The organism is Methanobrevibacter sp. UBA188, from assembly GCF_905234905.1.
In the GTDB taxonomy this organism is placed as follows: domain Archaea; phylum Methanobacteriota; class Methanobacteria; order Methanobacteriales; family Methanobacteriaceae; genus Methanocatella.
The window spans coordinates 27,832-54,391 of the sequence record NZ_CAJOJM010000007.1 but is presented as its reverse complement, the minus strand read 5'-3'; the positions used below and the strand labels follow the sequence as shown (position 1 = coordinate 54,391).

The window sequence follows — 26,560 nt, the reverse complement described above, 5'->3', positions numbered from 1 at the left end:
AAGTATTCGAATAACGAACTCAGAGCAATTTTCATACTCAAAGCAATTATCAAAAATCCATAAAAAAAGTATACTGAACAAAAATTCATGCCTAAAAAAAGCCCCCAAAACAGAAAATAAAAAAAATACCAATAAATGATATTGAAGCAAGATTTATGAAAGGAAAGAAAGGAAACTTCATTTAAATGCCTAGAAAATCAGAATATGAACTTTTTTGCAAAATATGTTAATCACACAAAAATCCAGAAAACCAGATAAAATAAAAAGAATCTACAATAATTACAAAACAAATTTAAAAGATTTCTGCAAAAGCACATCCATTAAAAACCAATTAAAACTCGATGTGACAATATTTAAAAAAAATCAACAAGTCAACCAAAATTTAATTTTGGCAGCCACCCTAAAAAAAAGAAAAAATAATAAAGGTCAGATGACCAATATTATAATTTTTTAGCTTTGGATACGTGATCAGTGAATGGAAGTGGGTCATCACTACCCATACCTGGGATGTATCCGTAGACTTCTCTTACTTTGTTGTTTACAGTACTCCATACTTTAGCAACAGGGATTTCACATGGACATACTTCGGAACATTGACCACAGTTGGTACATGCGTCAACCATGTGTACTAAACGTGTTAAGTGGAAGAATGGAGCAGCAGGAGTGTATCCACCAGGTACCCATTCAGGACCTTCAGCTTCAAGACAGCAGTCTTCACAGAAACATAATGGACATGCTTCACGACAGCCGTAACATTTCATACATTTGGAGAATTCGTCTTCGTATTGATAGAATACGTCGATGATGTCTCCGGTAGTACCTGCGTAATCGATTTCTTTTTTAGCTTGAGATTCTTTTAGCATGAAGTTGTTAACGTTTTCTCTGATTTTGACACCTTTTGGATTTGGTTCTTCGGTAGCAATTAAACCTGCGTCAATTACTTTACCTAAAACATCTGCACCAGTTTCGGAGAATACTTCAACAAAAGTAGCTTTTCCAGCTAAAGGACCGATAACTCCCCAGTTACCTAAAGCTAAGTCAGCGTTGGAAGGGATTTTGAGATTACATCTTTGACAGTTTTCTCTTCTACCCATACCTTGTTCTTCTAATTCATCGATTTTGAAAGCTTTTTCGCCGTCAGCAGTTTCCATAATGAGTTTACCTTTAGCGATTTCTTCTTTGACAACGTCTTTAGGATCTAAATCGTATACATCTCTAATCATGTTCATGGTTGGAACAGGTGACATTGTTCCACCACAGTTTACACCGATCATAATAACGTTTTCTTCGATGATTTTACCTTTTTTCATTAATTCACGGATGGTCATTGCATCACAAGGTTTACATGCAACAGCGAGTTTCATGTATCTTGCACCATCTAAGTATTTGGATACGAATTTAGCAATGTTTAAGGTACCACAGTGAATGGAACCTGCAGTTTTGATTACATCAGCAGGGTCAGTGATAAGGGTTGGTACACCATCATAAATATCGTGACCTTGGGTTACTCCAACAACACCGTCAACGATACCTTCTTCTAATAAGTATTTCATGATGGTAGTAACTACTCCACCGTATTCACCTTTTTGTTTGATGTCTTCGATAGCAGAGTATGCGTAATACATATCGTTAATTTTTGCGCTCATTTAAATCTACTCCTCAATTATTTACCTACTTTTACGGTGGTAGTTGCCATGTTTTCAGCTTTAATTTCGGTGTCAGTACCATCTTTGTATACTTCACCTTTCATTTCGACAACATCATCGAGTTTTTCTACTTCAATAGCACAAGCTTTCAATTCAACCATTTTGGATTTAGGGTCGAAAGAATCGGAGTTGGTCAATACATTTGCAGCACATTCTACAAAGTGCATTGGAATGTTTACAATACCTTCTTTGATGTCGTCAGTTACACGAGCAGGAATTGCGATTTCTCCTCTTCTAGAGAATGCTTTTACTACTTCACCGTTAATGATTCCTCTTGCTTCAGCATCTTTAGTGTTGATTTCGATGAATCCGGTTTTAACTTCGTTGGATAATGTTTCACATCTTCTGGTCATTGCAGCGTGATAGTGGAACAAGATTCTTGTAGTAGTTAATAATAATGGGTATTCATCATCTACGGTTTCAACAGGACCTTTGTGTTCTAATGCTTGGAAAATTCCTAAACCGTCAGGGTGTGCGAATTTTACTTTGTGCATTAATGGTTGACATGGGTCGTCTTCGGAAGGACAAGGCCAGTGAAGTGCTTCAGGAGTGTCTAATCTTTCACGGTTCATACCAGCCATGATAGGAGCACATTCTCTGATTTCATCAAAGATTTCTTCAGCAGATTCGTAGTGGAATAATGCTCTTGGTACGCCCATTCTGACTGCGATTTCTTCCATAATTTTCCAGTCTACCCAAGCGCCTTCAGGAGGTTCTTGTGCTTTGTGTAAGCATTGTACTCTTCTTTCACCACTGGTGAAGGTACCTTCTTGTTCACCCCAACCTGCTGCAGGTAATACAACGTCAGCACATTGTGCGGTATCGGTTAAGAAACATTCTTGAACAATTAACATTTCTAAGTTTTCAAGTGCTTCTTTGGTGTGTTGTACGTCAGCATCAGAGAGAACTGGGTCTTCCCCGTGGATGTATAATACTTTTAAGTCACCAGCGTGAGCAGCGTTCATCATTTCTACTAAGGTTAATCCAGGAGTGGTTGGTAAGTTTACTTCATAACCTTCTCCACTGTAGTAGTCGTTGAACCATGCAGTAGTTTCTGGGTCTTTAACTTTTCTGTAACCTACGTAATCGGAAGGTAATGCACCCATATCACAAGCACCTTGTACGTTGTTTTGTCCTCTTAATGGGTTTACACCAGTACCTTGTCTACCAATGTTACCAGTTAACATTGCAAGGTTTGCAGTGGACATTACGTTGTCAGCACCGTGGGAGTGTTCGGTAATACCTAATGAGTATACGATAGCTGCTTTGTCAGCAGATGCGTATTCAATAGCTAAGTGTTCAATTACTTCAGGTTTGATTCCGGTAATTTCGGAAGCCATATCTAAGTCGTATTTTTGAACAACTTCTTTCATTTCTTCGAAACCTTTGGTTCTGTAGTGGATGAATTCTTCATCTTGTAAGCCTCTGTCAATGATGACTTTAATCATTGCGTTCATTAAAGCTACGTCAGTACCGGTTTCAAATTGTACATATTCATCTGCGATTTTAGCAGTAGGAGTAAATCTTGGGTCTAATACAACTAATTTAGCACCGTTTTGTTTAGCTTGAATCATTTTACGTCCAAACAATGGGTGTGCTTCCATGTTGTTTGATCCAATACAGAAGATGTAGTCAGCTTCTTTAATACTGTCGAATCCGTTGGTCATAGCACCTGATCCGAAAGTGTTAGCTAAACCTGCTACAGTAGGACCGTGACAAATACGTGCACAGTGGTCTACGTTTTGAGTACCACAAGCTACTCTTGCTAATTTTTGAGTAATGTAAATGTTTTCGTTAGGTGAACGAGCACATGCGTAGAATCCAACTTTGTTTGGATCTTCGTCAGATACTTCTTTGAGTTTGTTAGCAACTAAATCTAATGCTTCATCCCAAGAAGCTTCTCTAAATTCACCATTTTCTTTTATTAAAGGAGTAGTTAATCTGTCTTCCCTATTAATAAACTGATATCCAAAGTTACCTTTTGGACATACTTTACCCTCGTTTACAGGGTGTCTTTTTAAAGGTTCTACACCAACAATTTTTTCGTCTTTTACAACGAAGTTGAGTCCACAACCAGTACCACAGTAAGGACAGATTGTTGGAACATATTTTATTTCAACCATTTTATAATCTCCAAAATATATTATTTTTTATTTAAAATAATTAAAAAAAAAAGAAGCTTTTAAAGCTTCTTCAAATTTGAAATTTACTAGCTTATTCTTTAAGGTATGTGAACCAGTAGATACAAGCGACGAATATTGCTCCTCCAACGATGTTACCGAGAGTTACAGGAATTAAGTTATTTACAATAATAGTACTCCAGGTTACACCTTCAGCACCTAAGAACATACCTAATGGTATGAAGAACATGTTTGCAACACTGTGCTCAAATCCGATGGTTACGAAAGCCATAATTGGGAACCAAATACCAAAGATTTTACCAATGATATCATCGGATGCGTTAGCTAACCATACAGCTAGACATACAAGCCAGTTACAACCAATAGCTTTAATAAATGCAACGTCAAATGACATTCCAACTTTACCAGTAGCTACCTTAATTGCTCCTGCTTGGATAGCTGGATCAGAAGTGATGATTCCACCCATAAATGCAAGAACGTATGCAACGAATAATGCACCTACGAAGTTGAATAACCAACTTAATACCCAATTTTTAGCGAGACCGCCTACAGAAGCGGTACCATCTAATACACCGATGGTCATGAACATTACGTTACCGGTAAATAATTCAGAACCAGCGAGTACAACAATAATCAAACCTACAGGGAACACTGCACCGAATACAAATTTGGATAAACCAATTGGTAGTCCTGCAGCGACCATACCAGCATTAGCGACTTCAGCTAATAAACCTCCGAATGCGATGTATGCTCCTGCTAAAAAAGAAAGCAAAATCACATTAACAATATTTGCAGAGTTTTTTGCACCAGCAGTTGCAGAAATTGCCTTTGCTGTTTCTACTGGGCTTTTAAAAGATGAACTCATATTATCAACCTCTTTATCCCTTTTTTTATAATTTTTTATAATACTAATGAATCACACTAAAAAGTTCAAAGTATTATGAATATTATTTATATATCTTAATATATAAAAAGGATTTGTTATCTGCATCGAAAAGAAATATTTAAATAGTATAATCAATTTATATTAAATTGTAATGATAAATCATTATAGATTAATATCACATCGATAATAATTATTTTTTTTTTAAAAAACTATTTTTAATTAATTTTTACATGAAAATAATACTTTAAATCAATTTATTATAATCAAAATAATATCTAATCAATAATAATTTAATAAAAATAAATGAAATAAAACTTTTTGAAATACGAACTAAACTATCTTACATAACATATATTTATATATAATGAAAATTCGTTGGTAAAAATACACCAAAATAGATACTCAAAAATAACTAATCAAACATAGAACAACACAGTCAAAAATAATTAATTCGATGAAAAACGAACAAAATTCGATGCAATATAACATTCAACTTTATAACCTTGCCAGTATTGAAATATTCTGATTTTGAAAATTCATCACCGCAACGATAACAACACTTTTTCAATATCAAAAAAATGACCTGATGAAAGATATATCTTATCATAATATAATATTATTATAGGGGTTTTAAACATGAAAATTGAAGAAATTGATGCAATAAACTACAAGAATGGAAAAGCAAAAAATGCCAAAGAAAAGGTTGTAAAGGATGAAACAATCACTTTAACAATCAATGGAACTATAAGCCGCAGTCTGTCAGCAATCGAAGATTCACTGAAGGAATTTGCTGTAGGATACCTGTTCAATGAGAATATGGTAAATTCAATGGATGCAATCAAAAAAATCAATGTCGACGGGACACAGATCCATGCTGAAATTGACGATACCCTACTTAAAACCAATGAAACCGTACTCTGTTCCGACTCTGCAGGAGGATGGAGAAGCAAAATCAAAACCGTGAATCCTGTTGAATCCGATTTTCAAGTCAATGCCAGCGAATTGATTTCAAGAATTGAAGAGCTGAAAGACAATGCCGAAATTTGGCAGGCCACCGGAGGAACACATGTTGCCGGAATCGTTTATGATGGCCAGTTTATTGTAAAAGAAGATGTAAGCCGCCATGTAGCTGTTGATAAGGTAATCGGTTACGGATTGTTGCATGACTTTGATTTGTCCAACTCATATGTTATATACAGCGGAAGAATGCCTGCAGATATGGTAATAAAAATGACAAGGGCAGGAGTTCCCATACTGGCATCAAATGCAGCACCTGCAAATTCAGGATATAATATTGCAAAAAAAGGAAACATTACATTAGTTGGCTTTTTAAGAGGCCAAAGATGCAATGTCTATAATAATCAAAATAGAATAATTTTCTAATTATTCCAATACTGTATGTCTGGCTTTCAAATCACTTTCTGTCTGTTCCATTTTTTCCATCAATTCGGATACGACAGCATCAAGAAATACCAAAGTGGTCAGTTCAAAGGCAGTTCCCAAAGGAGTCAAGGAAGTATAGTTTCCATGAATTTGACGTTTCATATAGTTTTCATCGTCAACTTCCTTTTTGGTTCTTCCTTTAACGAAAAGATAACCATCGGCCAATTGTCCTAAAGTGGATTCAGGATAAGAAGTAACTGCCAATACTTTTGAACCTCTATTTTTAGCAATCTTTGCAGCAGAAACGATAGTATTGGTTTCACCGGATCCGGAAATTGCAATTATACAGTCGTCAGCATTGATGGCAGGAGATATTGTCTCACCCACAACAAATGAACTTAAACCCAAATGCATCAATCTCATGGCAAACGCTTTTGCGGCAAGTCCAGACCTACCTGCTCCGGTAACAAAAATGTTATTGGCATCCATAATTATATTTTCAAATTCATCGACAGATTCTTCATCTAAAAATTGTTGAGCAGAATCAATATTCTCCAATATGGCCTTAATAGAATCTTTCATTATTTCCATTTTATCTAATCCCAAATATGTTAAACTATATTATATTATATGAATACAATTTTATAAATAATTAATGTTAAAATAATTATTATTATAAATTATTTGAAATAGGTTGACATGAAATTTGAAAGCAAAGGATTGATAAATCTGGAAATTGATGGGAAAATATATGATTATAAACTATTTAAAAGTTTAGAATCACTTAATAGAACAAAATCCCAGAGAAAATCTGCAAAAGAATTGAATATATCACATACCGTCTTCAATAGACGACTTCTTAAAGCCGAAGAAAAATTAGGTCTGAAGATTACACAAAAGGTTGGAAACGGCACACTGCTGAGCGAAGCAGGAACCGATCTGCTTAATGAATTCAGAAAATATCAAATCCAAATAGAAAAAACATCAAACATCAACATTGCCGGAGGACATATCAGTTCCGGGCTTTTGGAGAGTATAAAGCATCCATTTAATATAAATGTCTACAGCAGCAGCGACAAGGATGCATTTGAACTTGCAAAAAGAGGTGCTGTCGACATATTGACACTTGATGATCCGCTTCTTGCCTATGAACTGAATATTGATTTTACACCAATAGCCTATGATTACCTTGTTTTGATTTCAAGCCCGAATTCCAAGGAAATTAAAAGCATAAACGATCTTGAAGGCCTTGAATTCATCAACGTGGAAGGTTCAGCCCAGAGGCTTGCATGGAACAGTCTGGAGCATTATGACATAGACTATGATTTGAAAACTACTGTCAATTCACAGTTTGATGCATTCAAATTGGTTAGGAATTCCGAAAATCTTCACAGTTTTTTAAATGCAAGTTATTTCAAAGGAAATGACATTTTAAAGTTTGATACAAGACATGTAATTAGTTTAATCAAAGTTAACGAAGATAAACCTGAAGTAGACGAATATATTGAATATATACTTAATGACGGTCAAGAGGCCATTGAAAATCAGGGTTTCACATTAATATGATTATTACTTTTCACATGCTCACAGACAACTAATATAATAATATTATAATAAAGAATATTGTACACTCATATGACCCTATGAAATATCATGTATGTGCATATGTGATATTTCAAAACATTAAATAATGATAAAAACCAATATTAAATTGAAAATTTAAAAGGCGATATTATGGCGAAAAACAGAGATTTACTAGCAATTGGTCACTCTGCTCATGATTATATAATTAGAGTACCTGAATTTCCAAAAGCAAACTTTTCAGCACCCATAACAAATATGAAAACATTTAATGGTGGGGCTGCTGCTAATGTGGCTTGCGTTGGAGCAAACTTAGGATTAAAAACATCATTAGTATCTGCAGTTGGCGGAGACTTTAAAAAAACCGAATACTATGAGCATATGCAAAACCTTGATATTGATACAGAATCATTAATCATAGTGCCTGGCGAAGCGACCCCAACCGCATTTGTCCTAACAGACGACAATGAAGATCAAATCAGTTATTTCTATTGGGGGGCTGCACGTGAATTCGCAGAAAGCAAAGCACCAACTGCCGCAATAAAAAATGCTGAAGCAGTACACCTTGCAACAGGCGACCCTGATTTCAACTGGAAATGTTCTGAAGAAGCAAAAAATGAAGATTTGCTTGTTTCATTTGACCCCGGACAGGATTTGGGAATGTACGATACCAAAAAACTAAAAGATGTAATTGAAAATACCACCATCCTTTTCGGAAATCATCATGAAATCGAAAGGATTTTGGAAGCTCTTGAAACCGATCTCGATGGACTCAGACAATTAGGTCCAAAAATCGTCGTTAAAACCTGCGGAGCAAATGGAAGTGAAATCTACTCCAATGAAGATAAAATCAAAGTTGATGCAATAACCAGAGAAGCAGTCGACCCAACTGGAGCTGGAGATTCCTATAGAGCAGGATTCCTGTCAAGATTCTTGAATGGAGAATCACTCGAAGAATCAGCCAAATTTGCATCTTCCGTATCATCATTTATTGTAGAGCAACAAGGATGTCAAACCAACATGCCTAGCTTCGATGATGCATTTGAAAGAATGAATGGATTTTACTGAATCTATTCTTTTACTTTTTTTAAAGTGAACTTTATTATTATCAACAATTCTTTAATTCCAGTATAGAAAATAAACTTAACTTATTTTTTAAAAAAAACTTTATATTAGTCAAATCAAATAGAATTAAGGAATTATCCTATTAATTTAAATAGTATTAAATTAAAAATAGTGACTATCAACTTAGTATGAGAATATTTTAAATTAAATTTGACTGTTATAAATCTTAATTGAGGGATGATTAAATGACACAAATCAGTGACGCAAAGAAAGGTATATTAACCGATGAAATGAAACATGTAGCAAAAATTGAAGGTGTTTCAGAAGATTTTATTTTAAGGTCCGTTGCTAACGGAACCATTGTAATTCCAGGAAACGTAAACAGAGATATAGATGCAGCAGGTATCGGTGCAGGACTCAGAACAAAAGTAAATGCAACCGTAGGTACTTCAACCGATATCGTTAACTTTGATGAAGAAGTTGAAAAGGCACAAATTGCAATCGACAACGGTGCAGACTGTTTAATGGAATTAAGTATCGGCGGAGACTTGGATGTAATAAGAAACAGAGTATTGGACATGTCCCCATTACCTGTAGGATCCGTACCGGTTTATCAGGCAGCTATCGAAAGCATCAGAAGAGATGGCTCAGTAATTTACATGACTGAAGATGATTTGTTCAACACCATCGAAAAGCAAGCAAAAGATGGTATTGACTTTATGGCAATCCACAGTAGTATCAATATTGAAACCTTGACCAGACTCAAAAGGCAAGGCCGTGTAACCGGACTCGTATCCCGTGGAGGATCATTCATGTCCGGATGGATTGTTGAAAATGAAAAAGAAAACCCATTATACGAAAACTTCGATTACGTTTTAGAAATCGCAAAAGAACATGACGTTGTTCTTTCACTCGCTAACGGTATGAGAGCAGGATCCATTGCTGATTCAACAGACAGGGCTCAAATCCAAGAATTGATCATTTTAGGAGAATTAATCGACAGATCCCGTGAAGCCGGAGTGCAATGTATGATTGAAGGACCTGGACACATTCCAATCAATGAAATTCCAACAAATGTAATGATTCAAAAGAAAATGTGTTCCAACGCTCCTTTCTACATGTTAGGTCCTATCGTATGTGATGTAGCACCAGGTTACGACCACATCGTATCTGCAATCGGTGCAGCATCTTCCGCAAAAGCCGGAGCAGACTTCATCTGTTACGTAACTCCTGCAGAACACTTAGCTCTTCCTAACCCAGATGACGTAAGGGAAGGTGTAATAGCTACTAAAATTGGAGCTTACGCTGGAGACTTAGCAACCGGACAAATCGATGGTTCACAGGATTTAGCAATGGCTGAAGCGAGAAAAACTCTCGATTGGGAAGCACAATATGCTTGTGCAATGTTCCCTGAAGCTGCACGTGCAAAAAGAGATCAAAGACCTCCTGAAGAAGAAGACACCTGTACCATGTGCGGTAACTTCTGTGCAGTAAAAATCGTTAACGAATGGTTGGACCAATCCGATTCCGACCTCATTAAATAGATAATCATATCTATTTTACTTCTTTTTTTATTTTTTTTAACCATCAAGCAATTTCTCACATTTAGAACAATTTTGTTAAATGGCCCCATCATATTGATTTTCAAATATTATTTTGATTTATATTGCCGAAAACTTTATATATATTGTCATAATCACTGCAATTTTACTAAATGAGTTCAACAAGATTTAAATTATTTATTTAACAATATATATCTAGTTAAAAAGCCTTCAATTAATGTTAGGGAGGCAGATAAGTATGATGTTAATGATTATTAACAAATATTTATTTTCTAATTGTAACAGTTTTTTCTCGCATCTGTTATGGTGTTCCCCCATTATATCCCAAGGAGGCGAAACTAATGGAGATAATTATTTTCATGATTGGAACATATAGTTTTAATATTTTTTCAATAATTAAAGATATTAATGTTTTCAATGTTGATTGAAGATAATGACTCACATTTCACCTCTACTTTAGGCAATTAAATATTATCAAAATATCGATGATAGTCTTTAGAAAACATGTTATTGTTTTCTTGAAGGTTTTTTCCCTTAGATGACCACTGTTTAATTGCCATTTTCAAATAAGATTAAATTTATATATGACATTCCATAAATTATTAAAACAAGAGAGTTACTTTCAAGTAAACCTCTAGGGATATAATGAATTTAATGTCTGCGAGAATATTGTAGGGATTTATCTCTACAATAAGACATTAAATAACATTTTTTTATCATCCTAATCATCCGTTCATCTTCTATTAAGGATTTTATTTTTTTTAAACTCAAACTATTCCATCTATCTGTGCTGCCTTATCAAGGTAAGGCAATGCTTCATCAAAATTACCTAACATGTTATTAGGTAAGGTTTATTAAACTAATCTTTTTATATTAATAATAACAAAGACTTATTAGTATACTTATTTTAATGATAATTTTTTTATTTACGGTGAATATATGACACATTGGATTGAAAACATAGCCGATGAACTGGCTAAAAGAGACGTAGAAGAACATGTAATTGCAAGTGGAACCTCAATTTCAGGTTCAATACATATTGGAAACTCTTGCGACATTTTTATAGCTAACGGAATTGGAAAAAAATTAAGGGAAAAAGGAAAGAAAGCTAAAACCATCTGGATTGCTGATGACCACGATCCGCTCAGAAAAGTCCCTTATCCATTGCCTGAAGATTATGACAAATACCTTGGAATGCCATACTCAACCATTCCATGTCCTGACGGATGCTGTGCAAACTTTGTAGAGCACTTCGAAAAACCTTTGCTTTCAGTAATAGATGATTATGGAATAGAAATGGAAGCGAAATCAGGTTTTGAAATGTATCAGTCAGGAGTCTATAACGATTATATAAGAACCGCCTTTGAAAATGTGGAAAGAATCAAGGAGATATTCAACGAATACAGAAGGGAACCTTTAGCTGATGACTGGCTTCCTTATAATCCAATCTGTGAAGAGTGCGGAAGGGTCAATACCACAGAAGCTTATGATTTTGATGGAGACATTGTAAAATACAGATGTGAATGCGGCCATGACGGTGAAATGGACATCAAATCCGGAAACGGAAAGTTAACATGGAGAGTCGAATGGGCTGCAAGATGGAAAATATTGGGAGTTACCTGCGAGCCCTTTGGAAAAGACCATGCCGCAAGCGGAGGGTCATATGATGTAAGCAGCGTCATTTCAGAAGAAATTTTCGACTATCCTGCACCATATCCAGTGCCATACGAATGGATTACCCTTGACGGAGAAGCTATGAGTAAATCACACGGTGTTTTCTTTGCACCTGAGGAATGGCTGAAAATAGGACCTGCAGAAAGTCTTCACTATTATCTCTTCAGATCAAAGCCTATGAAAGCAAAGGATTTCTCACCTAAAATGCCGTTTTTAGACTTCATTGACAGTTTCGATACAGTTGAAAAAGTGTTCTACGATGAAGTGGAAGCTCCATCCGAAAAAGAGGAAAGAAAATTCAAGGAAATCTATGAAATAGTTCAGATGAATCCTGATGCGCCTTTGCCTTTCAGACCGCCGTTCAGATTCCTTGTTAACGCTTATCAGATTGCAGGAGATAACCTTGAAAAGATATTTGAGATCCTTAAAAGGAACTCCCAACTGACCAAAAGCTTTGAAGATAAGGAATTTGGTGATTTGACCGAAACAGAAATGGCCCAGTACAGGGAAAGGGTCGACAATGTAATATACTGGCTGGACAATTACGCACCTAAATTCGTGAAATTCCAGGTTCAGGAAAAAAGCGTGCCTAAATTGCCATTGACCGAAGAACAGGACAAATTCCTGGCTGACCTGGCTGATTTGATGGAAAATACTGAATTCAGTGATGCAGCTGAATTGCACGATGCGATGTATGAAATCCTTGAAGGTCAAGGATTAAAACCTCAAAAAGGTTTCCAGGCAATTTATAAAATGATTCTCGGTCAAAAACAAGGCCCAAGAGCTGCCTCATTTTTATTAAGCTTGGATAAGGACTTTGTTGTAAAAAGATTAAGAAAAGAAGCTTAATCTTTTTTAAATTTATTTTTTTTAGCAAAAATTTCTTTTTAAATAATTTTTTGACTCATTTCTCTATTTTTTACTTCCTTATTTAAATTCCATAAGGATAATTTTCACCGAACTATCTTCCCCTAAATCAAAGCTAATGACAACATTTTTGAATTTACACTCCAAGACTATTTTTCCCACAATAAACAAACTCAAATATAGCCAATAGGCCATTATAAAACAATCATCGTAATATTTGAAGATTCCCACAATTTAAAGGAGAAATCAATTATGTTGTTTTTAAGATGAAATATTGCTTTATAAAAGGATTAATTTTTTAAAAAAAAAAGTATGAATTCAAGACATTTGAATAAGCATTTTAGAAAATCAGTTATTAAATCAAACTCTTGAACTCTTTTTTCGCCAAAAGCTCATCGACAAATTGATAATCAAGCTTTTCAAATATTTCAACCAGAATGTCTTCCCTTGAATCGAAGCTGACGACAACACTTTTGAATTCATAATCCATGGCAATCTTTTCAAGCTGTCTTATCAGCTTGTAGGCAATCTTTTCCCTGTCGTCATAGGAATTTAAAAACAGCGTAGTGATTTCACAGGAATCGGAATCATAAACCTTGAAGCTGGCGCATCCCACAACCTTGCCGAATCTGTTTAAAAGCAGAACTACCTGAGGGTCATCGACCACACAGCCGAATGACCGGCAAAATTCAACAAAGCGCACATCACGCTCGTCAGTCACTATTATTTCCATCTTTAACCTCCGTAGTGTTTCCTACCTTTGCAAGCTCGTCTTCCCAAACGCCCGGATTGTTGCATGCAAATCTCAAAAAGAGATCCCTGCATCTCATATCGTTCAGGACAACCACTTCAACGCAATTGCATTCAAGCAATCCTTCAGCGCCCATAAGAGTGGTGTTTTCACCGATTACTACACGAGGAATATTATATAAAATCACCGCCCCAGAGCACATCGGACAAGGCGAAAGAGTGGTATACAGTGTGCATTTCACGTAATCATCATAATCAAGACGCCCTGCATTTTCAATTGCATCCATTTCGGCATGCAATAATACAGAATCGTTTTGAATCAGCCTGTTATGGCCTCTTGAAATGATTTGCCCGTCCTTGACAAGAACGGCACCGATTGGAATTCCACCTTCAGCCAAAGATTTTTCAGCCTCTTTAATGGCTTCATCCATAAAATAAGCATCAGTTTTCATAAAAAAAATAAGTTAATAGATGAAATCAATCATCTATTTGAATCTATTGAATAATCCTTTGTTGGATTCTTTTTCCAATTGTTCTTCAAGTTTTTTAACTTGTTTTCTTAAATCAGTAATTGTTTTGTTGTTTTCATTGGATAACTTATCGTAGCTACTTTCCTTAACTTTCAATTGAGTTTTAAGTGAAGAAATTTCTTCCTTATATTTGGAAATGGCATCCTTGTTTTGTTTATCCACTTCTTCTTTATAATTACCGATTTCAATTAGGTCTTTTCTTAACTCGGCAATTTCAGAATTGAGACCATTGTTTTCATCTTTCAATGAGTCAATATCATTGTTCAAATCTTCAATTCTTTGTTTTAAAGTTTTATTTTGTTCTTTGAGTTTGTCAACTTCATGAATATCTTTAGAATTCAATTCGTCTTTTAAATCTGAAATTTTAGATTCGTAATCGGATTTGATTGTTTCCAATTCTGCTTCTAATTTATCAGCCCTTACTTTATTGACTGCACCGTCTGCACCGAGTTTTCCTATCTCATTACTTAAATCCTCATTGATATCCAATTGGTCGAAGTATTTCCTTGTACTTTTTTCCAAAGCATCAGTCAATTCAATCTTAACGCTTTTCAATTCGGAATTTTCCTTTTTGAGTCTTGGAATGACTTTATTAGTTAAGTAATTAAGCTCATTTGATTGATTTGAAAGTTTTTCATTTTTCTCAGAAAGCTCTTTTTTCAATTTGGAAACTACATTGTAATCAACAGAGGTTTCAACAGATTCTTCTACACCCTTATCTTCTTTTTTAGGAGCAAGTGTTTTTTCAACAACCTCTTCAACTTCCTCTTCTTCCAAAACAGGAGCCTCTTCAATTTCCTCAACTTCCTCTTCTTCCAAAACAGGAGTCTCTTCAACTGGAGCTTCTAAAACTGGCTCTTCAACTTGTTCAACAGCAGGAGTCTCTTCAACCACTTCATCATTAGATTTATTTTTAATTTTATCAAGATTTAAACTCATTTTAGTGCCATACATAGCATTAACAGGTTTTTTATCAGACATTTATATCACCAAAATAGCAATAAAAACAAAATTCGACCACCAGTATACTAAAATTAAATTTTTCTTTAACACCATATTTAAAGATTGTCAAAATTCCAAGCCACATTTTCACACTTGCAAATATTATTAATATTATGAAAATCAATAATTATATACTGAATTAATTTTAATAATTTGTGGCGATAAAATGGATTATTTTGACAGATTAGAAGCTGATACCCATCACCTATACGATATAGCTAATGAGGCTAGGTCAAAAGGTTTAGATGTTGAAACAAAAACTGAAGTGCCTCTTGCAAAGGATTTAGCAGAAAGAGTCGAAGGGCTTGTTGGTCCGGAAGGGGTTGCAAATCGTATCAAGGAATTGGAAAAAGATATGGACAGAGAATCCGTTGCCTTTGAAATTGCCGCTGAAATTGCATCAGGCAAATTTACGCTCACCGGCGAAAAGGCTGAATGGAACGAAGAGCAAAGGTCAGATCAGGGTCTCAGGACTGCGCTGGCTATCCTTACAGAAGGAGTGGTTGCAGCACCTCTGGAAGGTATTTCCGATGTTAAAATCAAGGACAATTTTGACGGAACAAAATACATTGGAGTTTATTTTGCAGGCCCTATCAGAAGTGCCGGAGGTACAGCTGCAGCACTTGCAGTTCTTTTAGGAGATAAAATCAGACAGGCAATCAACATCGACAGGTTCAAGCCGATAGACGATGAAATCGAAAGATACGTGGAAGAGGTCGAGCTTTACGAATCCGAAGTTACAAACCTTCAATACTCACCAACACCAGAAGAAGTGAGATTCGCTGCAAACAACATTCCGGTTGAAGTAACAGGAGAGCAGACCGACCAGGTTGAAGTGTCACACAGGGATTTGGAACGTGTAGAAACCAACAACATTCGTGGAGGAGCACTTCTTGCGATGGTTGAGGGAGTTATCCAGAAATCAAAAAAGATTCATAAAATCTCCAATAAATTGGGCCTTAACTGGGAATGGCTTACCGAATATTCCAAACCTAAAAAAGACGATTCCGGAGGAGATGACGGAGACGATTCAGATATTGTCAGTGAACCTAAATACATCCAGGATATTATTGGCGGAAGGCCTATTTTAGGATATCCTTCAGAGAAGGGGGGATTCAGACTCAGATATGGAAGAAGCAGAAATACAGGCCTTGCAACAATGGGAGTTCATCCGGCAACAATGGCTCTGCTTGAGTTTTTGGCTGTTGGAACACAACTCAAAATCGAGTATCCCGGAAAAGGTAACTGTGTCGTTCCGGTCGATTCCATTGAAGGACCTATAGTCAAGCTTAAAAACGGCGATGTCGTGGCAATCGACAGCATCAAACAAGCCCGAGAGCTTAAAAAGGACGTGGTTGAAATACTCTTTTTAGGAGATATGCTCGTTGCGTTCGGAGAATTTTTAAGAAACAACCAGCCTTTGTATCCGTCCGGATGGTGTGAAGAGTGGTGGATACAGCTGCTCACTAGAAGCGAAAACTTCGATGCAGACAACAACGACCTTGATATGCACAAGCTCGAGTATGAATATCTTACCGCAATCGAAGCGTTCACACTCTCCAAGGACTATGACATCCCGCTTCACCCAAAATACACTTATTGTTATAATGACGTTACAATCGCAGATTTGAATTCATTGATTGACTTGATAAATCAGGCCAAATCAACCTACAAGATCAATGAGGAGCTTGAATTGGATTTGTCCTATCAGAAAAGAACACTGGAAATAATCGGTGTTCCCCATATTGTACGTGACGATAAAATCATTATCGACAAGGATCATTCATACGCTCTGGTAATTACACTGTCCAAAAAACTGCCTGAAAAGACAACCACAATTGAGGCATTGAATGAGATTTCCCCTGTTGAAATCAAGAACAAGGCTCCAGCATATATTGGAACCCGTGTAGGTAGGCCTGAAAAATCCAAGGAAAGACTGATGAAACCTGCACCGCATGGGCTCTTTCCTATCGGTAATTATGGAGGCTCCAGAAGACTGATAGCTACCGCAGCCAAGAAGGGAAACATCAAAATTGAACTGTCAAGAAGAAAATGTACCAATCCAGAATGTGGAGTAAGCTCATACAATTCATTATGTCCGGAATGTGGCCATCCGACCGAAATGAGAAAGCCTAGCCAAAAGAGCATTCCTCTTGCAAGCATGCTCAAAAAAGCTTCAGACAACGTTAAGGTCAGAAGGGTTGATGAGGTTAAAGGTGTTGTCGGAATGATTTCAGAGGCAAAGCTGCCTGAACCTCTTGAAAAGGGAATATTGAGAGCTAAAAATGAAGTGTTTACATTCAAGGACGGAACAATTCGTCACGATTCAACTGACCTGCCCCTAACCCATTTCGTTCCGAAAGAAATTGGAGTTACAGTTGAAAAGCTTTTGGAAATGGGCTATGAAAAGGACTGTTATGGAAATCCTATTGAAAGTGAAGACCAAATCATTGAACTCAGGGTTCAGGACATCGTTATTTCAGACAACTGTGGAGAGTATCTTCTCAGAACCGCCCAGTTCATTGACGATGAACTTGTACGCTACTATGATATGGAGCCGTTTTACAATGTCAAGGAAAGAAGCGATTTGATTGGGCATTTGGTTGCAGGCCTTGCGCCGCACACATCAGCAGGAGTTCTTGGAAGAATCGTCGGATTTACAAAGGCGCTCGGATGTTATGCCCACCCGTATTTCCATTCTGCAAAACGTAGAAACTGTGACAGTGACGAAGATGCTGTAATGCTTCTTTTAGATGCCCTGATTAACTTTTCAAAGACATACCTTCCGAATACTAGAGGTGGAAGTATGGATGCTCCATTGGTTTTATCTTCAAGAATTGATCCTGAGGAGATAGACGACGAATCCCACAACCTGGACATTTTCGAAAGGTTCCCTGTTGAATTCTATGAGGAAACCTATACCCCCCACAAGCCGGCTGACGTTCTGGAATACATTGACAATGTGGAGATGCATTTGGGAACACCACAGCAATATGAGGGACTTATGTTTTCACACCACACCTCAAGCATTCATGCAGGTCCTACAGTGTGTCTTTACAAGAGACTGCCTTCAATGAGAGAAAAGGTGGAGGCCCAAATCACCCTTGCCGAAAAGATAAGGGCAGTGGACCAAAGGGGAGTTGTTGAAAAGGTTTTATCTTCCCACTTCCTGCCGGACATTATGGGTAACTCTAGGGCATTTTCCAAGCAGAAGGTCAGATGCACCAAATGCGGAGCAAAATATAGAAGAATGCCCCTTACCGGAAAATGCAAATGTGGAGGCAATCTGATATTGTCCGTTTCAAAAGGATCTGTTACAAAGTATCTTGAAATCTCAAGGGATTTGGTAAACAGATACCCTGTTTCCCATTACTTAGAACAGAGACTTGAGATTCAGGAATTTGGTATCAACTCGCTTTTTGAAAGTGACAAGTCCAAGCAGAGTTCATTGGACATTTTCTTCTAAATCATGATTACTTTTCATGTGCTCTCGGACATCATATTTTTAATATTAATAATATAGTAAATTTCAGAGAGCACAAACATTGTTCGTATCAAGACGAACAATATATATACTAAAAAAGATAAATGAATTAAGTGTAATTATGTTCGTATTAATACGAACAATAATTATACAATTAAATTCAATATTAATTAATATAGAATGAATAAGGTGGATAATATATGGAAAGAAGTTCAGAAATCGGAAATAATTTAAATGAATCCGTTAAAATAAACGTAGAGAAAAATAATGGTATAAAAGAGAGATTCAGCTACGAAAAATTAGTAAAATCTTTAGTAATGGTTGAAACTCCTTTTTTTGAATCTGATAAGATTGTAGCAACCGTTGTATCCCAATTATATGATGGAATTACAACCAAAGAAATCAAAAAAATCGTTTACGAATGTCTTGAAGACATCGACACAGAAATTGCAAACAAATACTTAGCAAGCACCCAATTAAAAGTTCGTACATCAAGAGATACAATCGAAGCATTCGATTTATCAAAAATTGCAAACACTTTAATTGAAGAAACAGGTGCTAGCCAAGAAACCGCTTTTGAAATCGCTACTGAAACCTGGAAAGAACTCAAAAAATTAAACGTCGAATACTTGACCGCTCCAATGATCAGGGAAATGGTTAACACAAAATTAATCGAATACGGATTGGAAGACTTAAGAAGTCGTTACACCCGTTTAGGTATTCCTGTATACAACATTACCTCTTTAATCGAAAACGGTAACAGAGATAATGCAAACATGATTCACAACCCTGAAAGTATTCACAAACACGTAGCAGACGAAGCTTTAAAACAATACGCATTATTAAAAATGTTACCAGCACACTTGGCAGATGCACACATGGCAGGTGACATCCACATTCACGATTTGGAATTCTTCGCAGGAAGACCTCTAAACTGTATGCAACACGACATCAGAACATTCATCAAATACGGACTTAAAGTTGACGGTACTGGTGACCACACCTCCATTGCAGGCGCACCTAACCACATGGAAACCTTAATGAACCACACTGGTGAAATCATGCTTGCAGCACAACAAAACATGTCCGGAGGACAAGGAATGTCCCTTTGGAACGTATTTGTAGCACCATTTGCAAGAGGAAGAACATACGATGAAATCAAACAAGCAGTTCAAATGCTCGTTTACAACCTAAACATGGCTTACGCTGCAAGAGGTTCACAAGTTCCATTTACAAGTATGGCATTGGAATTCGGTGTTCCTGATTTCCTAAAAGATGAAACCGCATACGGACCTAAAGGTCAAGTAGTCGGAACCTATGCTGACTTTGAAGAAGAAACCAGATTAATCCAAAGAGCATTTACTGAAACCTTACTCGCTGGAGACAATGAAGGCAAACCTCATTTATTCCCAAATACAATTTACACCTTAAGACCTGAAACAATGACCAGCGAATATGATGACGACATCCGTTTGGTACATGAATTATCTGCAAAATACGGTTCATCCTACTTTGTAAACATGTTCCCTAAATACAGAGGAAAAATGGCAAACTACATGGGTTGCAGAACCTGTTTACAAGATACCTGGACTGGTGACTGGGATCAAGACTGTTTAAGAACAGGTAACCTCGCATACGTAACCTTAAACTTCCCAAGAATCGGATACCAATCCAAAGATGAAACCCAAGTATTTGAATACCTAGACGAATACATGGACCTAGCAACTGAAACATTAATGCTTAGAAGAGAACAAGGATTAAAATGTTTAAACGATTTCCACATATTACCATTCTTAAAACAGCAAGTAGCTGAAGATTCCTACTACAGAATCCAAAACTCAACATTATCCTTCGGTTTCGTTGGACTTAACGAAATGTTATTATCCTTATTCGGAGAAGGCATTGAAAACCCAGATGCAAACAAGTTTGGTGTAAAATGTCTCGAATACGTCAATGACAGGGCTAAAAAATTACAGGAAGAAACTGGACTCAGATGGAGTGTTCTCCAAACTCCTGCAGAATCAACCGCATACAGATTCGCAACTCTTGATAAAAAACAATTTGGCGATCAGGCTATTGTACAAGGTGAAGGAAACGCTAACTACTACACCAACTCTTCCCATGTACCAGTAGACACCGGCGCATCATTAATTGAAAAAATCAAGATTGAAGAGCAGTACCACAGCTTAACTCCAGGTGGACACATCTTCCATGCATTCATGGGAGAATCCTACTCAGACCCTGATTCATTAATGAGCTTAACCGACAAAATTGCAAGAAAATCCGATATCGGATTCTGGGCTTACAGTTCCGCATTAAGCTTCTGTTTAAAATGTAAAACCTTAATGAAAGGATTAAATACCACTTGTCCTACCTGCGGCGAAAGTGAAGACGTAGAATGGTATGACAGAATTACCGGATACGTACAACAAGTAGGCCGTGCAAAATCCGCTTCCGGTGGATGGAACCCAGGTAAACGTCAAGAGTTAATTGACAGAAGAAGATTTGAAGATAACTAAATTTAGTTATCTTTTCCACCTTATTTTTTTTAATCACTGAACCATCAGCATATATACCTAACAATTTCCACATCAAAACTGAATGATTTAAATATTTTAATCTGTTATATATAACAATTGTAAATATAATGGATGAGAGTATTATGAAATCAAACAAATTCGTAGCATTCACTCTCATGTTGTTTGTTTTATTGATTTCAATCTCTGCAATATCGGCAGCTGATTTGAACGACACTGACAACACGGCAGAGAATGTTTTAAAGGAAGATAATGTAAAAAGCAGTACGTTTCTAGATTTATGGGCTGATGTAGGTATATCAGAGTCAAAACTAGATCTAGATACAGATTACAAGTTCAACAAGACAACCGATGTGAATTATGATAAAGGAATTAATATAAATAAATATAGCTTTGAAATCAACGGTAATAATCATGTAATTGACTGTGACAATCAGGCAAAAGCATTTAATTTTTCCGGTAAAGGAACATTTACAATAAAGAATTTAATTATTAAAAACGGATTATGTGATTCAGGTTCAGCAATCGTAAGTTATTCCAATTTAATATTAGATAATGTAACTTTTATAAATTGTAATAGTAATGGAACCATTGACGATATTAAAGTCGGAGCCGTTTTTGTTAAGGGATACAAAGCAGATATTAAAAATTGTAACTTCATTGACAACTTCGGAGAAGAAGGTGCTTCAATAACATCTTATGGAAGTGACTTGAACATTAACAAGTGCACATTCATCAGTAGCTCCAATAAAACAATTAAAGGTCAAATTTACATATATAACGCAATAGCAAAAATATCAAATTCCAACTTTTTGAATACAACTTCCAAATATTCAACTGCAATATTTGCTGAGGAATATTCCAATGTAACAATTTCCAAATCAAAATTCAAAAACCTGCTTGCAAATAGAACTGCAGGAGCAATTTGTTTTAAAAAAAGTAATAAATTAACAATATCTGACTGTGAATTTGACAATATATCCAGTACCAATAATGGTGGTGCTATTTTTATAGATATCCCCGCAGACGAAAATGATATCAAAAATGCACTAGTTACAATTAAAAACACCAAATTTAATAATTGTTACTCTGGATTTGGAGGAGCCATCCTTCAGCTAGGTGGAAAATTAAGAATTACCGATACAAATTTCACTTACAATACAGCGGAATACGATGGTGGTGCAATCTATACAAGTTATGCTAATGTAGGCATTTCAACCTCAATATTCAGATCCAACAGATTAATAGATAAAGTATCCTACGGAGGAGCATGTTATTTTGATATGGGAACCGTAACTATTAAAAACAATGTTTTCCGAGACAACCTTGGATCAACCGTTTCTACACTCTATGCATACGATACCACTTTATCTTTACAAAACAATGCATTCAACAATCCTTCCAATGTCACAAGCATATACACAGTATATGGAAAAATAAAATCAAATACAAAAAACAGTTACTTCAATGACGTCAGATCATTCAACAATAAAAATAACTTTTACAATTTCAGAAATACAGCAGAACCTTTTAAAATAGTCGACAACCCTACTGGTGAAATAGGAGCAGAGAAATATGATTTAAGAGATTACGGTTGGGTCACACCTGTTAAAAACCAAGGATTTATGGGTTCATGTTGGGAATTCGGTAATTTTGCAGCCCTAGAATCTGCATTACTCAGATATACAAACAAAACATATTCATTATCCGTAAATAATGGTGTAAATATCGGGCTTCAATATTCGGAATATGGAAAAAAAGGCACAACTGAAGGCGCAAGTGAATTTGTAGGCTGGTCTTATCTGGTCAATTGGTTAGGAATTTTCCCTGATAAATATGAGGAGTATGATGAACTTAGTAAAATTTCCCCAGTGTCAACAACTTCCGATGACCTTCACATTCAAAATGTTGTTATTATTCCTGACAGTAAAAAACCTGGAGACCGTGAAAAAGCAATTAAAACCGCTCTAGTAAAATATGGAGCTGTAGCAGTTAACCATTATGCAGACTTTAATGAATCAAAATACTATAATCCTGTTACAAATGCACAATTTTATAACGGCAAAAAAGCAACAGACCACAGAGTCTGTATTGTCGGATGGAATGACACTTATTCCAAACACAACTTCCTCATCGAACCACCTGGTGATGGTGCATGGATAGTTAAAAACAGTTGGGGAAGCGACTGGGGAGACGGAGGATATTTCTATCTTTCCTATTACGACACTTCCATGGGAAAAGATGCTACCAGCATTGCCTACGTTATTACCAACGAGTCCTACGATAGGATTTATCAGCATGATATCGGTGGAGAAAATTATTATCATAAAGAGGTCTCAGGGTATTTCAATGAATTTGTCGCTGCAGAAGACACATTGATTGCAGCTGTGGGAACCCAATTTTTAAAAGCAGGCATGGCCTATGAAGTGATAATAATTGTAAATGGTATTGAAATGCATACACAAAAAGGCAATAGCAAATATGGAGGATATGAAACAATCCAACTGAATAGTCTTATCCAAGTCAAAAAAGGAGATAAATTTGTAGTAGGATTCTCTAATAAAATGTTTGCTGTTTCTAAAACCAGAATTCCTGTCGAATCCGGAAAAAGTTATGCAAGTACCAATAATGGAAAAACCTGGCAAGACCTTAAAAGCGTTAACCAAATAGCTATTGTAAAAGCATACACAATTGACGATATTAAAGTCACTAAAAACCTGGTAAAATACTATAAAAATACAAAACCATTTACCGCAAAAGTCAGCCCGGGCGAAAAGGTTACTTTTATATTCAACAAAAAGAAATATACAAGAACTGCAGGTCCTGACGGATTGGCTAAGCTTAACATAAACGCCAAACCAGGAGGATACAAAATCACAACAATCTTCAACAACACAAAAATTGTGAGCTATGTCAAAATAAAAAATACAGTAATTTCAAAAAATGTTGCAAGAGGCTACAAAAGCAACTACAACTATAAAGTGAAATTAGTGGATTCTGCTGGAAAAGCGTTAGCAAAAACCAAGGCTAAAGTATCAATTAATGGTAAATCCAAAACATATACAACTGACAAAAACGGATACATAACCCTTAAATTTAAAAAATTAACCAAAACACAAACAGTTTCGGTTAAAAATCCAAAAACCAAAGAGGTAAAGAAAAGCAAAATCAAAGTTGTTTCAAGGTTCAGCGGTGCTAAAAACATTGTAATGTATTACTTTGACGGACATAAGTTTAAAGCAAAAATTATCGGAAATGACGGTAAGGCTGTCGGTAAAAATCAGGTAGTTAAAGTCAAATTTAACAAGAAAAACTACAAATTAAAAACAAATGCCAAAGGTTATATTTCCTTAAAAATACCTGACACAGCAACACCTGGAAAATACAAACTAACCGCTACCTACAAAGGCCAAACTATCAAAAGGACCGTTAAGGTAAAACAAAACCTTAAAACAAAAAAATTCACCGTGAAAAAATCCGCTAAAAAGCTCACTGTAAAAGCAACAGTTAAAAACGGCAAAACTGCTATTGATCGCATATGGGTAATGCTCAAATTAAATGGTAAATCATATGCAATAAAAACCAATAAACATGGAAACGCCATATTTACCTTTAATAAAAAGTTTATCAGCAAGCTCAAAGTGGGAAAGACATACCCAATAAAATTTAGCGTCAATAGAAACACCATCAAAACAACTTTAAAAGTTAAAGCTTAAGAGGAAAAACTTTCCTCTCTTTTTTTATTTTAGTTTTGAATTTTCAAAAATTGGATATGAAAAACTAAAAGTATATTAATAAGATTAAACTAAAAATATAATATTATCATATCACTGGATGATAATTTTTATTTTAACATTCTATGTTACTAGTATTTATGGGCTTTTTAATACTAGGTCGCTGATAACATAGATTTATACCCAGACTACTGATTAAGAGGTTATTCAAATGCAAAGATCAAGAGGATTAAAAAGTAGATCAAGAAAAAAAATGACTAAAGTACAAAGACCGGGCAGAACTAACCCGATTACTAACAGACTCCAAAGATTCGAAGAAGGAGACTTAGTTCACATTACCATTAACCCAAGTATTCAAAAAGGACAACCAGCTCCTAGATTCCATGGTAAAACTGGTAAAATCACTGGTCAAAAAGGTAAAGCTTACATCGTATCCTTAAAAGATGGAAACAAAGCTAAAGATTTAATCGTAAGACCAGACCACTTAAAATTACAAAACTGATTTTTATGATCGGAAAAGAAATAATTGATAGTGAAGCAATACCAAGCTCAAAAGTAAAAGAAATTCTTGAAGACTTCTCACAGGACAATGAATTAAACTATGAACAAAACTTAACCTTAAACCATCTTTCAAGATTCAAAAGATATTCTGTGGAAGACAGTGAAGAGATTATGGAAAAGCTTCAAGAATTATTACCTAACTTAAGAACTAGGGCAATAGTTCATATTGTGGATTTAGTTCCTGAAGATTTAGCAGATTTAAGATTAATTTTTGCTAAAGAACCATATCAACCTACCAAAGAAGAAATGGAAGGAATTTTAGAAATCCTAGAACAATATGATGTTGTGGAATAGTTCTTAAACTATTTCTCTTTTTTTATTTATTTACTTATTTTTCAATAAACTACTAACTTTTTTTAGATATGTTTATTACATTTAAAAACAATAATTTATATTAAGATTATCTTTAGTCAATTTTTTGATTATGAAAAAACAATAGTGAAGTGATAAAATGGAGAATAAAAACAAAAATAACAAAGCGTCAACAGTAAAAAAAGAGGAACATGCTGTTGTACTTGACTATTTAAGTCGTGGATATGTTAAATCTGACATGTCCAAATTTGGTGGAAAAGCCATTGCTCAAGCTATTGGTACAGAACAATTCACTTTACTAGAATTAGCTCCTAAGACTGGAGTAGATTTAGAAATACAGGATACCGTGTATATTGGAAAAGGCAAAAGAGATAAGATATACAGGGTTCTTGGAAAATTAGATTATGAAAACTTAACTGCAACAAGTAGAATAGAATTAGAATATGCTATTCGAGACATTGTTGAATCACAAGAAGACAAATATGTTGAATTCTTTAATACTGCTGAAGCATTAAGTACAAGACTTCATAAATTAGAGTTAATTCCTGGAATTGGTAAAAAATACATGTGGGAAATTATTGAAGCAAGGGAAGAAAAACCTTTTGAAAGCTTTGAAGACTTTTCACAAAGGCTCCCTACTCTAGCAGACCCTGCAGGAATGATTGTAAAAAGAGTACAGCAAGAATTAGATACCTCCACACCAAAAAGAGGTAAAAATAAGTATAATCTTTTCACACAACCTCCAAGAGGTCAGAGGAAACCACAGAGAAAACCAAGAAACTAAG

The 26,560-nt window shown here is 35.6% G+C and carries 18 protein-coding genes; 11 read left to right on the top strand and 7 right to left on the bottom strand.

Going from position 1 to position 26,560, the window contains the following annotated elements; translation table 11 throughout:
- Positions 1-440: 440 nt before the first annotated feature.
- The 3 genes from QZ143_RS02645 to QZ143_RS02635 all read right to left on the bottom strand — a co-directional run bounded on the left by QZ143_RS02645 (position 441) and on the right by QZ143_RS02635 (position 4,712).
- Positions 441-1,646, bottom strand: coding sequence for a Coenzyme F420 hydrogenase/dehydrogenase, beta subunit C-terminal domain (locus tag QZ143_RS02645; protein ID WP_292607454.1), 1,206 nt, complete (start codon positions 1,644-1,646; stop codon positions 441-443).
- A 17-nt stretch (positions 1,647-1,663) separates the two neighbouring features.
- A complete protein-coding gene (gene fdhF / locus QZ143_RS02640) occupies positions 1,664-3,829 on the bottom strand; it encodes a formate dehydrogenase subunit alpha (RefSeq protein WP_292880960.1) in 2,166 nt (721 codons plus the stop codon).
- Between the two features lie 91 nt (positions 3,830-3,920).
- Positions 3,921-4,712 (bottom strand): formate/nitrite transporter family protein, encoded by a 792-nt coding sequence (locus QZ143_RS02635; RefSeq protein WP_292607451.1) that lies wholly within the window; start codon positions 4,710-4,712, stop codon positions 3,921-3,923.
- A 657-nt stretch (positions 4,713-5,369) separates the two neighbouring features.
- On the opposite strand from QZ143_RS02635, the gene fdhD reads away from it, so the two are divergent.
- A complete protein-coding gene (gene fdhD / locus QZ143_RS02630; RefSeq protein ID WP_292880957.1) occupies positions 5,370-6,116 on the top strand; it encodes a formate dehydrogenase accessory sulfurtransferase FdhD in 747 nt (248 codons plus the stop codon).
- On the opposite strand, the gene hxlB is transcribed toward fdhD, so the two are convergent.
- A complete protein-coding gene (hxlB, locus tag QZ143_RS02625) occupies positions 6,117-6,707 on the bottom strand; it encodes a 6-phospho-3-hexuloisomerase (protein WP_292880954.1) in 591 nt (196 codons plus the stop codon).
- A 108-nt stretch (positions 6,708-6,815) separates the two neighbouring features.
- Here hxlB and QZ143_RS02620 point away from each other — a divergent pair, with 108 nt between their 5' ends.
- From QZ143_RS02620 to lysS, 4 genes are all read left to right on the top strand, one after another.
- A complete protein-coding gene (locus tag QZ143_RS02620) occupies positions 6,816-7,682 on the top strand; it encodes a LysR family transcriptional regulator (RefSeq protein WP_292607011.1) in 867 nt (288 codons plus the stop codon).
- Between the two features lie 168 nt (positions 7,683-7,850).
- On the top strand, positions 7,851-8,765 hold the full coding sequence (locus QZ143_RS02615) for a carbohydrate kinase family protein (RefSeq protein WP_292607008.1): 915 nt from the start codon (positions 7,851-7,853) through the stop codon (positions 8,763-8,765).
- A 242-nt stretch (positions 8,766-9,007) separates the two neighbouring features.
- Positions 9,008-10,306 carry a phosphomethylpyrimidine synthase gene (thiC, locus tag QZ143_RS02610; protein ID WP_292880951.1) on the top strand — a complete coding sequence of 433 codons (1,299 nt, stop codon included), beginning with the start codon at positions 9,008-9,010 and terminating at the stop codon, positions 10,304-10,306.
- Between the two features lie 957 nt (positions 10,307-11,263).
- On the top strand, positions 11,264-12,847 hold the full coding sequence (gene lysS, locus QZ143_RS02605) for a lysine--tRNA ligase (RefSeq protein ID WP_292880950.1): 1,584 nt from the start codon (positions 11,264-11,266) through the stop codon (positions 12,845-12,847).
- 373 nt (positions 12,848-13,220) lie between these two features.
- On the opposite strand, the gene QZ143_RS02600 is transcribed toward lysS, so the two are convergent.
- The 3 genes from QZ143_RS02600 to QZ143_RS02590 are packed head-to-tail and all read right to left on the bottom strand — an operon-like array spanning position 13,221 to position 15,126.
- Positions 13,221-13,598, bottom strand: a complete 378-nt coding sequence (locus tag QZ143_RS02600; protein WP_292880948.1) for a GNAT family N-acetyltransferase — start codon at positions 13,596-13,598, stop codon at positions 13,221-13,223.
- A complete protein-coding gene (locus tag QZ143_RS02595; RefSeq protein WP_292880945.1) occupies positions 13,579-14,067 on the bottom strand; it encodes a nucleoside deaminase in 489 nt (162 codons plus the stop codon). Before QZ143_RS02595 ends, QZ143_RS02600 begins: the two co-directional genes overlap by 20 nt.
- A gap of 33 nt (positions 14,068-14,100) precedes the next feature.
- Positions 14,101-15,126, bottom strand: coding sequence for a hypothetical protein (locus QZ143_RS02590; protein ID WP_292880942.1), 1,026 nt, complete (start codon positions 15,124-15,126; stop codon positions 14,101-14,103).
- Between the two features lie 187 nt (positions 15,127-15,313).
- On the opposite strand from QZ143_RS02590, the gene polC reads away from it, so the two are divergent.
- The 6 genes from polC (at position 15,314) to QZ143_RS02560 (ending at position 26,559) form a co-directional block, all read left to right on the top strand.
- Positions 15,314-18,613, top strand: a complete 3,300-nt coding sequence (polC, locus tag QZ143_RS02585; RefSeq protein ID WP_292607543.1) for a DNA polymerase II large subunit — start codon at positions 15,314-15,316, stop codon at positions 18,611-18,613.
- Positions 18,614-18,831: 218 nt separating this feature from the next.
- Positions 18,832-21,150, top strand: a complete 2,319-nt coding sequence (nrdD, locus tag QZ143_RS02580) for an anaerobic ribonucleoside-triphosphate reductase (protein WP_292607547.1) — start codon at positions 18,832-18,834, stop codon at positions 21,148-21,150.
- Positions 21,151-21,293: 143 nt separating this feature from the next.
- Positions 21,294-24,884: a C1 family peptidase gene (locus QZ143_RS02575; RefSeq protein ID WP_292880939.1), complete on the top strand. Its 3,591-nt coding sequence runs from the start codon at positions 21,294-21,296 to the stop codon at positions 24,882-24,884.
- Between the two features lie 229 nt (positions 24,885-25,113).
- Positions 25,114-25,404, top strand: coding sequence for a 50S ribosomal protein L21e (locus QZ143_RS02570; protein ID WP_292607552.1), 291 nt, complete (start codon positions 25,114-25,116; stop codon positions 25,402-25,404).
- A 5-nt stretch (positions 25,405-25,409) separates the two neighbouring features.
- Entirely contained in the window at positions 25,410-25,757 is a 348-nt protein-coding gene (locus QZ143_RS02565) for an RNA polymerase Rpb4 family protein (RefSeq protein ID WP_292607555.1), read from the top strand.
- Positions 25,758-25,914: 157 nt separating this feature from the next.
- Positions 25,915-26,559 (top strand): DUF655 domain-containing protein, encoded by a 645-nt coding sequence (locus QZ143_RS02560; protein ID WP_292607557.1) that lies wholly within the window; start codon positions 25,915-25,917, stop codon positions 26,557-26,559.
- The last annotated feature ends 1 nt before the right edge of the window (position 26,560 follow it).